This is a genomic window from Variovorax sp. W2I14 (assembly GCF_050435205.1).
In the GTDB taxonomy this organism is placed as follows: Bacteria; Pseudomonadota; Gammaproteobacteria; order Burkholderiales; family Burkholderiaceae_C; genus Variovorax; species Variovorax paradoxus_C.
Window position 1 is genome coordinate 2,791,618 of the sequence record NZ_JBNDJX010000001.1, and the last position, 14,668, is coordinate 2,806,285.

The 14,668-nt window shown below is 67.2% G+C and carries 14 protein-coding genes; 10 read left to right on the forward strand and 4 right to left on the reverse strand.

What is annotated here, in order from left to right:
* Positions 1 to 35: 35 nt before the first annotated feature.
* The 3 genes from QF040_RS12955 to QF040_RS12965 are packed head-to-tail and all read left to right on the forward strand — an operon-like array spanning position 36 to position 3,369.
* Positions 36 to 503 carry a helix-turn-helix transcriptional regulator gene (locus QF040_RS12955; protein WP_429611352.1) on the forward strand — a complete coding sequence of 156 codons (468 nt, stop codon included), beginning with the start codon at positions 36 to 38 and terminating at the stop codon, positions 501 to 503.
* A gap of 11 nt (positions 504 to 514) precedes the next feature.
* Positions 515 to 925 (forward strand): VOC family protein, encoded by a 411-nt coding sequence (locus QF040_RS12960; RefSeq protein WP_307684027.1) that lies wholly within the window; start codon positions 515 to 517, stop codon positions 923 to 925.
* A 32-nt stretch (positions 926 to 957) separates the two neighbouring features.
* Positions 958 to 3,369: an ATP-binding cassette domain-containing protein gene (locus QF040_RS12965; protein WP_429611353.1), complete on the forward strand. Its 2,412-nt coding sequence runs from the start codon at positions 958 to 960 to the stop codon at positions 3,367 to 3,369.
* A gap of 5 nt (positions 3,370 to 3,374) precedes the next feature.
* On the opposite strand, the gene QF040_RS12970 is transcribed toward QF040_RS12965, so the two are convergent.
* The gene (locus tag QF040_RS12970) at positions 3,375 to 4,037 is read right to left on the reverse strand and encodes a suppressor of fused domain protein (RefSeq protein WP_429611354.1); all 663 of its coding nucleotides are present in this window, start codon (positions 4,035 to 4,037) and stop codon (positions 3,375 to 3,377) included.
* A 169-nt stretch (positions 4,038 to 4,206) separates the two neighbouring features.
* Between QF040_RS12970 and QF040_RS12975 the strand changes: the two genes are divergently transcribed.
* A complete protein-coding gene (locus tag QF040_RS12975) occupies positions 4,207 to 4,461 on the forward strand; it encodes a DUF1488 family protein (protein ID WP_307607881.1) in 255 nt (84 codons plus the stop codon).
* Positions 4,462 to 4,485: 24 nt separating this feature from the next.
* Here QF040_RS12975 and QF040_RS12980 read toward each other — a convergent pair whose 3' ends face one another.
* Positions 4,486 to 5,013 carry a MarR family winged helix-turn-helix transcriptional regulator gene (locus tag QF040_RS12980; RefSeq protein ID WP_429611355.1) on the reverse strand — a complete coding sequence of 176 codons (528 nt, stop codon included), beginning with the start codon at positions 5,011 to 5,013 and terminating at the stop codon, positions 4,486 to 4,488.
* A gap of 92 nt (positions 5,014 to 5,105) precedes the next feature.
* On the opposite strand from QF040_RS12980, the gene QF040_RS12985 reads away from it, so the two are divergent.
* The 3 genes from QF040_RS12985 (at position 5,106) to QF040_RS12995 (ending at position 8,498) form a co-directional block, all read left to right on the forward strand.
* Complete coding sequence (locus QF040_RS12985; RefSeq protein WP_429611356.1) at positions 5,106 to 6,107, forward strand: Bug family tripartite tricarboxylate transporter substrate binding protein; 1,002 nt, start codon at positions 5,106 to 5,108, stop codon at positions 6,105 to 6,107.
* Between the two features lie 89 nt (positions 6,108 to 6,196).
* A complete protein-coding gene (locus tag QF040_RS12990; RefSeq protein WP_429614650.1) occupies positions 6,197 to 7,162 on the forward strand; it encodes a Bug family tripartite tricarboxylate transporter substrate binding protein in 966 nt (321 codons plus the stop codon).
* A 16-nt stretch (positions 7,163 to 7,178) separates the two neighbouring features.
* Entirely contained in the window at positions 7,179 to 8,498 is a 1,320-nt protein-coding gene (locus QF040_RS12995) for a sulfatase family protein (protein ID WP_429611357.1), read from the forward strand.
* A gap of 20 nt (positions 8,499 to 8,518) precedes the next feature.
* Here the strand turns inward: QF040_RS12995 and QF040_RS13000 are convergent, their stop codons facing one another.
* Together QF040_RS13000 and QF040_RS13005 are read right to left on the reverse strand one after the other, a co-directional pair.
* Positions 8,519 to 9,451 carry a nucleotidyl transferase AbiEii/AbiGii toxin family protein gene (locus QF040_RS13000; protein ID WP_429611358.1) on the reverse strand — a complete coding sequence of 311 codons (933 nt, stop codon included), beginning with the start codon at positions 9,449 to 9,451 and terminating at the stop codon, positions 8,519 to 8,521.
* The gene (locus tag QF040_RS13005) at positions 9,448 to 10,185 is read right to left on the reverse strand and encodes a type IV toxin-antitoxin system AbiEi family antitoxin domain-containing protein (protein WP_429611359.1); all 738 of its coding nucleotides are present in this window, start codon (positions 10,183 to 10,185) and stop codon (positions 9,448 to 9,450) included. Before QF040_RS13005 ends, QF040_RS13000 begins: the two co-directional genes overlap by 4 nt.
* 203 nt (positions 10,186 to 10,388) lie before the next feature.
* On the opposite strand from QF040_RS13005, the gene QF040_RS13010 reads away from it, so the two are divergent.
* From QF040_RS13010 to QF040_RS13020, 3 genes are all read left to right on the forward strand, one after another.
* Positions 10,389 to 10,778: a DUF2946 family protein gene (locus QF040_RS13010; RefSeq protein ID WP_307607889.1), complete on the forward strand. Its 390-nt coding sequence runs from the start codon at positions 10,389 to 10,391 to the stop codon at positions 10,776 to 10,778.
* A 101-nt stretch (positions 10,779 to 10,879) separates the two neighbouring features.
* Entirely contained in the window at positions 10,880 to 13,084 is a 2,205-nt protein-coding gene (locus QF040_RS13015) for a TonB-dependent siderophore receptor (protein ID WP_429611360.1), read from the forward strand.
* A 1-nt stretch (position 13,085) separates the two neighbouring features.
* Positions 13,086 to 14,648: an ABC transporter substrate-binding protein gene (locus tag QF040_RS13020; protein WP_429611361.1), complete on the forward strand. Its 1,563-nt coding sequence runs from the start codon at positions 13,086 to 13,088 to the stop codon at positions 14,646 to 14,648.
* Positions 14,649 to 14,668: the final 20 nt, after the last annotated feature.

Genomic DNA, 14,668 nt, shown 5'->3' on the forward strand with positions numbered 1-14,668 from the left:
TGAGCCCCCCGGCGCACCGTGGCACGATCCCGCGGATGACCGGCAGACCCACCGAAGCGCAGCAACTGCGCGACCTCGCCACGCTGCGCCGCGTGCGCGACCGCATCGACCGCGAATACACGCAGCCCCTCGACGTCGAAACGCTCGCGCGCGATGCGGGCATGTCCGCCGGCCACCTGAGCCGCCAGTTCCGCATCGCCTACGGCGAACCGCCCTACGCCTACCTCATGACCCGGCGCATCGAGCGCGCGATGGCGTTGCTGCGCCGCGGCGACATGAGCGTGACCGACGTGTGCTTCGCGGTCGGCTGCGGGTCGCTGGGCACCTTCACCACCCGCTTCACCGAACTGGTCGGCGTGCCGCCCGGCGTCTACCGCCGGAAGGACGCGAACACGACGGAGGGCATGCCGTCGTGCGTGGCGAGGCAGGTGACGCGACCGATCAGGAATCGAGAAGCGCCAGAGCCCCAGCCGGAATTAGCATCGCGGCCCGAACCCACTTAGCACCACCCGCCATGAACATCACCATCCACTCGACCTTTCTTCCCCACAGCGACGCGGAGATTTCGCTGGCCTTCTACCGCGACACCCTCGGCTTCGAGATCCGCAAGGACGTCGGCTACGGCGGCATGCGCTGGATCACCGTCGGCCCCGTCGGCCAACCCGGCGTTTCCATCGTGCTGTACCCGCCGGCCGCCACGCCCGGCATCACCGACGAAGAGCGCCGCACCATCGCCCAGATGATGGCCAAGGGCACCTACGCCACGATGCTTCTGGCCACCCAGGACCTGGACGCCGCCTTCGCGAAACTGCAGGCCGCCGACGCCGAGATCGTCGAGGAGCCGACCGAGCAGCCGTACGGCGTTCGCGATTGCGCGGTGCGCGATCCGGCGGGCAACATGATCCGCATCCAGCAACTGCGCTGAACCGCCTGACAAGAAGAAACGATGGAGACCCGATGAGCAGCAGCAGCAAAGCCCCGAAGAAGAAGGAAACGCCGAAGCAAACGCCGAAGACCACGCCCCACGCCGCCGACCACCACGACATGATCCGCGTGCAGGGCGCGCGCGTGAACAACCTGAAGGACATCAGCGTCGAGCTGCCCAAGCGCCGGCTCACCGTGTTCACCGGCGTCTCGGGCTCGGGCAAGAGCTCGCTCGTTTTCGGCACCATCGCCGCGGAGTCGCAACGGCTCATCAACGAAACCTACAGCGCCTTCGTGCAGGGCTTCATGCCCACGCTTGCGCGACCCGAGGTCGATGTGCTCGACGGCCTCACGACCGCGATCATCGTGGACCAGGAGCGCATGGGCGGCGACCCGCGCTCCACGGTCGGCACCGCGACCGATGCCAACGCGATGCTGCGCATTCTCTTCAGCCGCCTCGGCAAGCCGCACATCGGCTCGCCGAGCGCCTTTGCCTTCAACGTGCCCTCGGTAAAAGCGACCGGCGCCATCACGGTGGAGCGCGGCGCCAGCAAGACGGTGAAGCAGATCTTCAACCGCACCGGCGGCATGTGTCCGCGCTGCGAGGGGCGCGGTGCGGTCACCGACTTCGACCTGACCGCGTTCTACGACGACAGCAAATCGCTCAACGAAGGCGCGCTCACCATTCCGGGCTTCAGCATGGAGGGCTGGTATGGCCGCATCTTCAACGGCTGCGGCTTCTTCGACCCCGACAAGCCGATCCGCAAGTTCACCAAGAAGGAACTCGATGCGCTGCTCCACAAGGAGCCGACCAAGATCAAGGTCGATGGCATCAACCTCACCTACCAGGGGCTGATTCCGCAGGTGCAGAAGTCCTTTCTCGCGAAGGACGTCGATGCGATGCAGCCGCACATCCGCGCCTTCGTGGAGCGCGCCGTCACCTTCAGCACCTGCCCCGAGTGCAACGGCACGCGGCTGAGCGAAGGCGCGCGCTCCTCGAAGATCAAGAAGATCAACATCGCCGACGCCTGCGCGATGCAGATCAGCGACCTGGCCGAATGGGTGCGCGGCCTCGACGAGCCCTCGGTCGCGCCGCTGCTCGAGAAGCTCGCGCACACGCTCGATTCGTTCGTGGAAATCGGCCTCGGGTACCTGAGCCTCGATCGCCCCTCGGGCACGCTCTCGGGCGGCGAGGCGCAGCGCACGAAGATGATCCGGCATCTCGGCTCCTCGCTCACCGACGTGACCTACGTCTTCGACGAGCCGACCATCGGCCTGCACCCGCACGACATCCAGCGCATGAACGGCCTCCTGCTGCGGTTGCGCGACAAGGGCAACACCGTGCTCGTGGTGGAGCACAAGCCCGAGGCCATCGCCATCGCGGACCATGTGGTGGACCTCGGCCCCGGCGCGGGCTCGGCGGGCGGCACCATCTGCTTCGAAGGCACGGTCGATGAACTCCGCGCGAGCACCACCCTCACCGGCCGGCATCTCGATGACCGCGCCGCACTCAAGAAGAAGGTGCGCACGCCCATCGGCAAGCTGGAGATTCGCGGCGCAAAGACGCACAACCTGCGCAATGTCAGCGTCGACGTGCCGCTCGGCGTGCTCGTCGTCGTGACCGGCGTGGCGGGCTCGGGCAAGAGCTCACTCGTGCATGGGTCCATTCCCGCAGGCGCGGGCGTGGTGTCGGTCGACCAGGGTTCGATCCGCGGCTCGCGGCGCAGCAACCCCGCGACCTACACCGGGCTGCTCGATCCGATCCGCAACGCCTTCGCCAAGGCCAACGGCGTGAAGCCCGCGCTTTTCAGCGCCAACTCCGAAGGTGCCTGCCCCGCGTGCAACGGCGCGGGCGTCATCTACACCGACCTCGCGATGATGGCCGGCGTCGCCACGGTCTGCGAGGAGTGCGAAGGCAAGCGTTTCCACGCCTCGGTGCTCGAACACAAGCTCGGCAAGCGCGACATCAGCGAGGTGCTCGCCATGTCCGTCACCGAGGCCACCGAGTTCTTCGGCACGGGCGATGCGCGCACCCCGGCCGCGCACGCCATCCTCGAACGGCTCGCCGATGTCGGCCTCGGTTACTTGAGCCTCGGCCAGCCCCTCACCACGCTCTCGGGCGGCGAGCGCCAGCGCCTGAAGCTGGCCACGCACATGGCCGAGAAAGGCGGCATCTACGTGCTCGACGAACCGACCGCCGGCCTGCACCTGGCCGATGTCGAGCAACTGCTCGGCCTGCTCGACCGGCTGGTCGATGCGGGAAAGTCGGTCATCGTGGTGGAGCACCACCAGGCGGTGATGGCGCATGCGGACTGGATCATCGACCTCGGGCCCGGCGCGGGGCATGACGGCGGGAAGGTCGTGTTCGAAGGCACGCCGGCGGATCTGGTGAAGGCGCGCGCCACGCTCACGGGCAAGCACCTCGCGGCGTACGTCGGCGGCTGATCAGTTCACACCACAGCCTTGCGCCCCGGGTCTGTCACCGGAAAGCCGCCGTGCACTTCGAGCAGCCGCACCAGCGCTTCCGAGCTGTGCGCCTTGGCCCAGTCTTTTTCGGAATCGGTGATGCCGACCACATGCAGAAAGTCGAACTTGCCCGAGGCCAACTGCGCCGTGGCGGGATAGTGCTTCGGCTCGGCCAGCACGATGTTGCGCAGGCCCACTGACCCCTTCGCGCGGATCACATCGCCCATCGGAATGCGGTCGCCGTAGTCGAGCAGCGGCTTGTCTTCGCCGAAGCGACCGTGTGCGAGCAGCACGTTGAAGGCCAGCACCCGGCGCAGGAGCTTGATCGTCCACTGGTCCTCGGGCTGCGAATGCACCTCGATGACCAGTTCGGAGCCGAGCCATGAATAGTCCTCGGGGTCGTACTCGTCGGGCTCTGTTCCCCAAGGGGTCGATCCACCGGAGGTGACGTAGAGCCACGAGTTGCGCGCGGGCGTCGGCTCGAACTCGAACACGCCCAGGTGCAGCCAGGCCGGGTCGATGTCCTCGGCGCCGAGCGACGAGAACACATCGAAGTCCAGCACGTAGATGCCGCTGCGCTTGTCGCCGAACAACCGCGGGTAGAGCGTCTCCTCGCGGTACGCCCAGACTTCTTCCATGGAACTCATCGGCTTCTCCTTCTCGTCGGCGCTCTCGCGCCAGTGCATTTGCGGCGGCGAGAGCATAAGCGTGAGACCCGACAGACGCCACCCGACTAAAGGACTAGAGTGACCCGACGCGGGAGTCTTCCTGCGCACCCCTCCAAAGGAATCCCCTTGACACACACGAAGCCACGCCATGGCTGACGCCCCCTTCTTTCACGACGCTTCGGGCACGGTCAGGTTTTCGGTGACGGTGGAGGGCCAGGACGTGAATGCGAGCATCGGAAGGGAAGTCTTGCGCTATCACTACCGCACCGCCGAGAACGCCGACCCGCTCGCCACCTACGGCCAGCACATCGAAGAGTTCGATGCGGCCGTGCGGAGGCGGCTGGCTGCGGGCTCCTCGGCACCGATCATGCTGCGCGAGAACGATCTGCGCGCGCCGGCCTGAACGAGCCCGGATACCGAACACAGGTCAGCGGATCGAGGGCGTATTGCGGCGGCCCCTGTCCGCCTTCGGCAACACCGCCTCTTCCACCATCCGCTCGGCCTTGGCCTGCAGCAGATTCAGCGAAGCATCGAAGCGCGCCGCATCCTCCGCATCCAGCGCCTTCATCAGGTCGCCATTGATCTTCGTCACCAGCGGAAAGAGCGCGTCGTACAGCGCCTGCCCCGCTTCGGTCAGCCCCAGCTGCACCTGCCGCCGGTCACCGGCCTTGGCCACCCGCGAGATCAGTTGCTTTGCGACCAGCGAGCCCACCGCCTTCGAGGTGCGCGCCCGGTCCAGCTGCGCATGCTCGGCCAGTTGCGAGGAGCTCAGTTCGCCTCGGCTGGCCAGCACCGCGATCAACCGCCACTCGCGCCGCGTGATGCCGAAGCGCCCTTCGCACAGCCGGATCACCATGCTCCCCGCCACCGAAAGCAGCCGCGACATCCGGTAGAGCAGCAGGTCGTCGAGCGGGCGGCGTGGCGCGGCAGCATCGACATTGGCGGCGGCGGGCATCTGGGGTTAGTCCGGGGTATGGTTGATTAGATCAATCGACTGTAGCGTCTCTAAAGTCGTTCGCCATCGACCGAGAACCCGGAGAACCGCCCATGCCCAGCAGCAGCCTTGCCTTCGACCGCCGCCATGCACTCGCCGCATTGGGCGGCCTGGCGCTTGCACCGCTGGCCGACCTTGCGCATGCGCAGCCAGCCTTCGTGCCCGGCCAGCCCATCAAGGTGCTGATCGGCGTGCCGGCCGGCGGCACGCAGGACGTGCTGACCCGCGCCATCGCGCAGCAGGTGCGCGACTCGCTCGGCCCGCTCATCATCGACAACCGCTCGGGCGCGGCCGGCCGCATCGCCGTGGACGCGGTGAAGACCGCGCCGCCCGACGGCCACACGCTGCTGCTGGGCACGGCCAGCATGATGACGATGTTCCCGAGCGCGTACCGCAACCTCTCGTACGACCCGGTGAAGGACTTCATTCCGCTCTTGAACGCGGCCCGCTTCGAACTCGCGCTCACAGTGCACAAGGACGTGCCCGCCAGCACGCTTCCCGAATTCATCACCTGGGCCAAGGCACAGGGCGACAAGCTGAGCTTCGGCTCCTACGGCGCGGGCACGCCCTCGCACTTTCTCGGCGAAATGCTCAACCGGGCAGCAGGCTTGAAGATGGTGCACGTGCCCTATCGCGGCTCCACGCCCGCGCGGCAGGACCTGATGGGCGGCACCGTGCCCGTGTACTTCGATACCGTCGGCGGCGCGCAGCAGATGCTGCCTTCGGGCCGCGTGAAGGTGCTGGCCACCAGCGGCGAGAAGCGCTCGCCGCTCATGCCCAACCTGCCGTGCTTCGTGGAGGCCGGCTACAAGGACGTGGTCGCGACCGCATGGTTCGCGTACTACGCACCGCTGAAGACACCGCCTGCCATCGTCGACAAGCTGCGCGCCGAACTCACCCGCGCCGTGAACACGCGCGAGGTGCGGCAGCTCCTGCTGCAGAACGGCATGTACCCCATCGCCGATGGCAGCGACGCGCTCCTGAAGACCATGCGCGAAGACACGACACGCTGGGCCGGCATCATGAAGGCCGTGAATTTCCAGGCGAACGACTGAAGACGATTGAAGACGACCGAACAACTGAACGAGGAGGAACCTAGACCATGCTGAACCCCAACCAACCCAACCTTCGCATCGACCGCCGCATGACCCGCCGCGCCGTCGGCCTGCTGGCCGCAGCCGGTCTCATGGCGACCATTGCGATCGGCGCGAACGCGCAGACGCTCGACAGCCCCCTGCACATCGTCGTCGGCTACGCCCCCGGCGGCGCCACCGACCGCGTGGCCCGCATCGTCGGCGAGAAGCTCGGCGCCAAGCTCGGCGTGCCCGTCATCGTCGACAACAAGCCCGGCGCGGGCGGCCGCCTTGCGGCGCAGCAGGTCAAGCTCACGCCAGCCCACCAGAACGTGCTGATGCTCGCGAACCCCGCCGTGATGGTGGTCGCGCCCCTCGTCTTCAAGGACAACAACTACGACGCCGAGCGCGACTTCGTGCCCGTGTCGCACGTCAACGCCTACGACTTCGCGCTGGCCGTCTCGCCTACCCTGCCCGTGCGCGAACTCCCCCACCTGCTCGCGTGGATGCGCGCCAATCCGCAGCAGGCCAACGTGGGCGTGCCCGCCACCGGCAGCCTGCCGCACTTTTTCGGCCTGATGGTCGGCGAGAAGGCCCGGGTTCAGACGCAGGTGATCGGCTATCGCGGCTCGGCACCGCTCTTGAACGACCTCATCGGCGGCCAGGTGCCCATCGCCGTCGACACCGAAGACGTGGTGATCCCCCAGCACAACGCGGGCAAGCTGCGCATCCTCGCGCTCTCGGGCGAGAAGCGCTCGCCCTTCGCGCCGAACATCCCGACCTTCAAGGAAGCGGGCCTGGACCTCGCCGCCACCGGCTGGAACACCTTCTTCGCCCCCGCCACCATGCCCAAGGACAAGATCGAGCGCCTGGCCGCGACCATCCGCGACGTGATGCAAGACCCGGACACGCAGCGCAAGTTCAAGGACTCGGGCATGACGCCCGTGGTGAGCTCGCAGGCGCAGACCATCGCGATGTTGAAGGCCTACAAGACGCAGTGGGCGCCTGTGGTGCAGAAGTCGGGCTACCAGCCCTGAACCTCATTCGTTACCCATGACCAGCAGACCCAACATCATCTTCATCGTCGCCGACGACCTCGGTTATGCCGACCTCGGCTGCTACGGCGGCCGCGACGCCGCGTTCGGCCCCGTCTCGCCGGTGCTCGACGGCCTGGCCGCCAACGGTTTGAAGCTCACGCAGGGCTATGCGAACTCGCCCGTGTGCTCGCCCACGCGCTTCGCGATGATCACCGCGCGGTATCAGTACCGGCTGCGCGGCGCAGCCGAAGAGCCCATTCGCAGCAGCAGCCGTGGCAGCAGCACGCTGGGCCTTCCGACCGACCACCCCACGCTGCCCTCGCTGTTCAAGGCCAGCGGCTACCAGACCGCGCTCATCGGCAAGTGGCACCTGGGCTACCCGCCGCACTTCGGTCCGCTGCGCTCGGGGTACGACGAGTTCTTCGGGCCCATGTCGGGCGGCGTCGACTACTTCACCCACTGCGACTCCGCCGGCCAGCACGACCTGTGGTTCGGCGAAGAGGACAAGAAGGAAGACGGCTACCTCACCGACATGCTCTCGAAGCGCGCCGTGGACTACGTGGAGCGCATGGCGAAGCAGGAACAACCGTTCTTCCTCAGCCTGCACTACACCGCCCCGCACTGGCCCTGGGAAACCCGCGACGACGCCGAGAAGGCGCCCGCCATCAAGGACAACCTCTTCGACCTGGCCGGCGGCAACATCCACGTGTACCGCCGCATGATCCATCACATGGACGAAGGCATCGGCTGGATCATGGCCGCGCTCCAGAAGCACGGCATGGCCGACAACACGCTCGTGGTGTTCACCAGCGACAACGGCGGCGAGCGCTTCTCGGACAACTGGCCGCTCGTCGGCGGCAAGATGGACCTGACCGAAGGCGGCATCCGCGTGCCATGGATCGCGCACTGGCCCGCCGTGATCGCCAAGGGCGGCGAGAGCGCGCAGCTTTGCATGACGATGGATTGGTCCGCGACCATGCTCGAAGCCGCTGGCGTGAAGGCCGATGCGAACTACCCGCTGGACGGCGTGTCGCTGATGCCCGTGCTGAAGGATGCGAAGCAGAGCTTCCGCCGGCCGCTGCACTGGCGCATGAACCACCGCGGCCAGCAGGCGATGCGCGACGGCGACTGGAAGTACCTGAAGGTCGACGGCAACGAGTACCTGTTCAACATTCCGGCCGACGAGCGCGAGCGCGCGAACCTCGGCAAGAAAGAGCCCGAACGGCTGGCCGCGATGCGTGAAGACTGGCTCGCGTGGAACGCGACGATGCCGGCGATTCCGGAGGATGCGACGGTGAGCTTGGGGTATTCGGTGAAGGACATGCCGCAGCGCTGACCTTCACACCCAGCCGGGAGTTATCTGGCCTCTCCGAGGCCTGAAATCTTCTCGGCCAGTTCGCGCGATTGCTCCTCGAACTTGGCCGAGTTCAACTCTTTCAGCTTCGCCAGGTTCTGCAGCTTCCATTGAATCGCGGGCATCGCGCCAAGGTGCGCGATGCCCATGCGGTGCCATTCCGGCGCAGCGTTGGCAAGGGTCACGAGAAATGCGCGCTCCTCGGCATCAAGTTCCTTGTGGAGCGTGGCAATCATCTGGTCTCGCGCTGCGAGCAGTGCGTCCAGTTCGACAGGCTCGGTGGTCATGCCCTGGAAGTTGGCCTGAAATTCGGTGCTCACATCGCGCAGCCGTGGAAACAAGACCTCATGAATCGGCCTCTTGTGGCTTGCGAGGTAGACCACGAAGGCACGCCGGATGCCGCTCGTGATGCCTTCGTTTTCCAGCAACTGCATCGCGTCGAACAAATCCCGCGGGTGCTGCCGGTCCATGGCTGCGACGAGCTTGCCGCCATAAACATCGTCGAGCGACACCACCGGGATATCCAACTCCGCCTGGAGTACTTCCTGGGCTCTGGGTGCGAGCCCCATCACCGAGACGGGCTTCACGGTCCCTCGCATCACGTAGTTGACTTCCACTTTGACCTCGACGTCGTCGCGTTTCACGAAGAGCTTGGTTTCGTCAGCAGCCGGCACGCCGGAGAGATGCGTCCGGAATCCCTTGGCCTTGAGTGCATCGGCAGCCTTGCCAAGCGAATCCTTGATCTTCCTGAGCGCCGCATCGCGCGACAGCGTGTGATCCGGCAACACAAGATCCAGATCGACCGACAGCCGCGGCATGTCTCGCACGAAGAGGTTGATGGCGGTGCCGCCCTTGAGCGCAAAGGTTTCGTCGGCGAAGACGAAGGGCGCAACCTGGGTCAGCAGGCGCGCCGTCTTGAGATAGAGGTCGTTCACGATTTAAGGATCAGCAGTCCGTCGTTGGTTCTGGAGACCCATGGCCGACTGCCGCCGGTGGGCAGGCTCGCCGGGTCCAGCTTCTTCGCCCATGGCAAGGACAATTCGCGGCCGAGGTGAAGGCATAGGCGAACCGTTTTCACGTTGCTGCAATCGCGCAGAAGTTCGCCGAGCACAGAGGATCGCAAGCTGTACGTGCCCTCCGCCAATTCGCGCGCCTCCGACAACGGCTGGCGCGTGCCCACCTCACTCAGCATCTCCAGAAATGCGCGCTCCGGGGCCGAGACATTCGGTGCATTCGCACGCCCTTCGAACGGGCGTGCGTACTGCATGCCCGACGTGTCGCTGCGAAAGAGTTGCTTGCGGTGGTACTCCGCGGGAAAGACCTCGGTGAACCACTCCGGCAGCCTGGCCGATTTGAGGCCATAGAGGTGCAGCCTTGGCGCCTGCGAGACGTAGTGGCGTATGCCATGCCAGTCCAGCGCGGACTTGCCGCCCACGTGGAGCCCCGGTATCTGGCGTTGGAGCAGCAGCAAGCTGGGGTCTCGCTGCAAGGGAGCGTCAGGACGGCAATACACGCCGCGCGCCAGGCGCCGGAGCCACCCCGCCCGCACGTAGTGAACGGCCAGGTCGGCGGAGATGCCCTCCTGCGCCAGGTCTTCGCTGGTGACAGGTGTTCCGCCCGGCACTTGAGCCATCAGCGAATTTATTTTTGATCGACTTGTCGTAGTCACACTACGATTATTCAGACAATTTCAAATCGCCGCAAGATTTTGATTTGATCGACTTGTCGTAGTCTTACTACGACAACTCGAATAAAACGAAATCACACAACGCCCCCCGCTACCCGGCATCAATGCCGCGCCATCCGTGCGCGCCTTACGTTGCTGCGGGTTTCAGCGGTTTTTCGCGCCGGTATGATCCAACGCCTCCCGTCATGCCGCTTCGCCCCCTCCCGCTTCAACGCCTCCTCCGTTTCCTGCTGCTGGCCGTGTTCTTCAACGCGGCCATCGGCATGCCTTTGCACGAGGCCGGCCATATGCGGGAGGCCGTCGAGAGCATGGCGCAGGCGGCCGGCCTCGACACCATCGCAGACGACGCAGCCTCGGAAGCGGACGCCCCTGCGCATGGCGACCAGGAAAATCACAGGGTCTGCGAATGCTGCCTGGCCCATGTGCACTTTGCGGCAGCACCCGCGCGGTTGCCGGCCGCGCTCGAGGTGGTGCAGACCACCGCACTGCCGCGCGCACCGCCCGGCACGGCCTTCGAGCCCTTTGCGGGCCGCTGGCCCTTCGCTTCGCGCGCGCCTCCGAACGCATCGACCTGACATTCCGCCGCCCTTGATCTGAAGGGCAGCGGCTCGTTTGTTTTTTGCGCGGCGCCCGGCTCTTCGAATGCACGGCGGCGGCGTGCAGTCGATTGCCATTCATGACTTCCTTTGATCTCGCACGCGCGAACAGCCGCGTGTTTCTGTTTCGCCGTCTTCCGCTCGCGCTGGCGGCCTCGGCGCTTTTTTCCGGACAGGCCATGGCCCAGTCCGCGGATGCACCTCCTGCACCCGCTGCACTCCCTGCACCTTCCGCAGCCGCACAAGGGCAACTCACCACCGTCGAAGTCGTCGGCCGCACCGAGTCCGGCGCCTATCACGCGGACGAAGCGGCCGGCGCCAAGAGCGACCTGCCGTTGCGCGAGCTGCCGCAGTCCGTGCGCATCGTCACGCGGCAGGCCATCGACGACCTGGGCGCCACCAAGCTGGACGACGTGCTCGACTACGTGGGCGGCGTCTCGCGCCAGAACAACTTCGGCGGGCTCTGGGACAACATCGCCATCCGCGGGCTTCCGGGCAACGAGAGCACCGGAATGGCGACGCTGTTCAACGGCTTCTCCTCGAACCGCGGCTTCAATGCGCCGCGCGATCTGGCCGGCGTGGAGCGCATCGAATTCCTCAAGGGCACGGCCGCCGCGCTCTACGGCAGCAGTGAACCCGGCGGCACGCTCAACATCGTGTCCAAGCGGCCCTTGTGGACATCGGCCAACGCCGTCGAGGTGTACGCCGGCAGCCAGGGCCTCAAGCGCGGTGCGCTCGACCTGACCGGGCCGATCGGCGGGAACTTCGCCTATCGCCTGAACGTGGCGGCCGAAGACCGCGACAGCTTTCGCGATCACGTCGGCGCCCGGCGCGAGGTGGTCGCGCCCGCCTTCACCTGGAAGCTGGGCCGCGACACGGTGCTGGAGTATTCGGGCGAGTACCTGCGCCATGCCACGCCGCTGGACCGGGGCGTGGTGGCCGTCGGCAACCGGCTGGGCGCCGTGCCGCGCAGCCGGTTCTTCGGCGAGCCGGCCGACGGCGATGTGACGGTGAAGAACCAGACGCACCAGTTCATCCTGTCGCACGAATGGAATTCCGCGTGGCGCAGCCGCGTGGGCGTCTCGTACCGCGAGACCTCGGTGAACGGCTTCGCCACCGAGCCCGCCGCCTTGCGGGCCGACGGCAGCCTCACGCGGCAGCGGCGCTTTCGCGACTTCAGCTCCAACGACGTCGCGCTGCAAGCCGAATTGCAAGGCAACCTGAAGACCGGCGCCATCGAACACGAACTGCTGTTCGGCGTGGAGGGCTTCCGCTTCGACATGGACACGCTGATGCTGCGCGCGAACCCCACCGCCGCCAGGCCCTACGCCATCAACATCTACAACCCGGTGTATGGCCAGCGCCAGCCGGTGCCCACCGCCAACACCGACACGCTGGAGCACCAGCAGAACACCGCGTTCTACGTGCAGGACGCGATCAAGCTGTCGCCCCAATGGCGACTGGTGGCGGGCCTGCGCGCGGACAACTACAGCCAGTCGCTGCTGAACCGCAGAAACGCCACCACGGCCCGCCAGGAGCCCTCGTCGACCTCGCCGCGCATCGGCCTGAGCTGGCTGCCGACACCGCAATGGACCGTGTACGCCAACGCGGGCCGCTCGTTCAGGCCGAACACCGGCTCGGACGTCGCCGCCAACGGCTTCGCGCCCGAGACCGGCCGCTCGCTGGAGCTGGGCACCAAGTGGGAGAGCGCCGACCAGCGCATGGGCGCCACCGCCGCGCTGTTCGACATCCGCAAGCGCAACGTGCTCACCTCCGACCCCGCCAACGCGGGCTACTCGGTGGCGGCTGGAGAAATACGCAGCCGCGGCCTGGAGTTCGACTTCTCGGGCCAGCTCTCGAAGCACTGGCGCCTCACCGCCAGCCTGGTGCTCAACGACGTGGAGATCGCAAAGGACAACACCCTGGAGGCGGGCGGGCGCCTTCTGAACGTACCGCGCGTCAACGGCAGCGTGCTCGCGGTGTACGAAGACGGCCTGGCCAACGGGCAGCGCTACGGCATCGGCGGCGGGGTCACGCACGTGGGCAGGCGCCTCGGCGAAGCGCGCACACAGGCCGAGGCCAAGGCGGGCAAGCCCGCGTTCGATCTGCCGGCCTACACCACCGCCAAGCTGGTCGCGTACTGGCGAATCAACCCCACGCTGCGCCTCACGCTGGACGTCGACAACCTGTTCGACAAGACCTACTACGCGAGCTCGTACAGCCGCGTGTGGGTCACGCCCGGCACACCGCGCACCGTCACCCTCGGCCTGCAGGCCAAGTTCTGAGATGACATTGCCACCCGACTTCACGCGCCGCCGCGCACTCCAGTTCCTTGCCGCCGGCCCGGTCACCGCCGCATCGACTGCCCTGCTGGCGCAGCCGGCCACGACGCGCGCGCCGCTGCAGATCGTCGGCCCCTGGGAGATTGCGGGCTTGTCCCCCGCCAGCAGCGGCCACGTGTTCACGCGCATGCAGATCACCGAGACGCTGATGAACGCGAGCGACGACGGCTTGCCTCTGCCGGGCCTGGCCGAGCGCTGGCGCGTGTCGGACGACGGTCTCGCATGGCACTTCACGCTGCGCGCGGCCGCGCGTTTTCATGACGGTGCGGCCGTTACTGCCGCCGCCGTCGTGCGCTGCCTGCAGGCCGCGTGCGTGGCGCCTGCCCTGCTGAGCCAGGCGCCGATCCGCTCGGTGGAGGCCGAGAGTGCGGGAGTGATCGTGATCCGGCTGACCCAGCCCTACGGCGCACTGCCGGCACTGCTCGCGCACAGCAGCACGATGGTGCTCGCACCCGCGAGCTATGCGGCCGACGGCGCCGTGCGAAGCATCGTCGGCAGCGGGCCCTACCGCGTGGTGTCGATGGCGCCGCCGCAGCATGTGGAGGCAGCGGTCTTCGACGGCTACGACGGCCCCCGGCCCGCCATCGAGCGCGTGCGGTATCTGGCGGCCGGCCGCTCCGAGACCCGCGCGCTCATGGCCGAAGGCGGGCAGGCCGACCTGGCCTACGGCCTCGATCCGGCGAGCCTCGTGCGGCTGCGCAAGCGCGGCCAGGTACGCGTGGACACCGTCACGCTGCCGCGCACCGTGATCCTCAAGGTCAACGCCACGCTGCCCGCATTAAAGGATGTGCGCGTGCGACAGGCGCTGAGCCTCGCGATCGACCGGCCCGGCATCGCCAAGGCGCTGCTGCGCGACCCCGAACTGGCGGCCACGCAGCTCTTTCCGCCCACGATGGCGGCCTGGCACAACACCGCTCTGCCGCCGTTGAAGCAAGACCCCGACGCCGCGGCAAGGCTGCTGGCCGAAGCCGGCTGGCGACGTGCGCCCGATGGCCTGCGCGACGCATCGGGCCAGCCGCTTCGCCTGTCGCTGCGCACCTTTCCCGACCGGCCCGAGCTCCCGCTCATCGCTTCGGCGCTGCAGGAGCAATGGCGGCAGGCCGGCATCGCCGTGCAGGTCGGCATCGGCAACTCGGGCGACATACCCCTCGGCCACCGCGACGGCAGCCTGCAGCTCGGCTTGGCCGCGCGCAACTACGCCACCGTGCCCGACCCCACCGGCACGCTCATGCAGGACTTCGGCACCTCGGGCGGCGACTGGGGCGCCATGGGCTGGCGCAGCGATGCGGTCGCGCGCGCGCTGGCCGAGCTGTCGCGCGGCACCTCGTCGGCAGAGCGCGCGGCTGCGTTGCGAACGCAGGTCACGGCGGTGCTCCATGCCGAGCTGCCGGTCATTCCCATCACCTGGTATCGCCAGCAGGTGGCCGTGGGCCGGCGCCTGGAGGGCGTGAGCCTCGACCCGCTGGAACGCTCCTACCGGCTCACCGCCATGAGGTGGGCCACATGAACGGAACCATCGAACCCCTC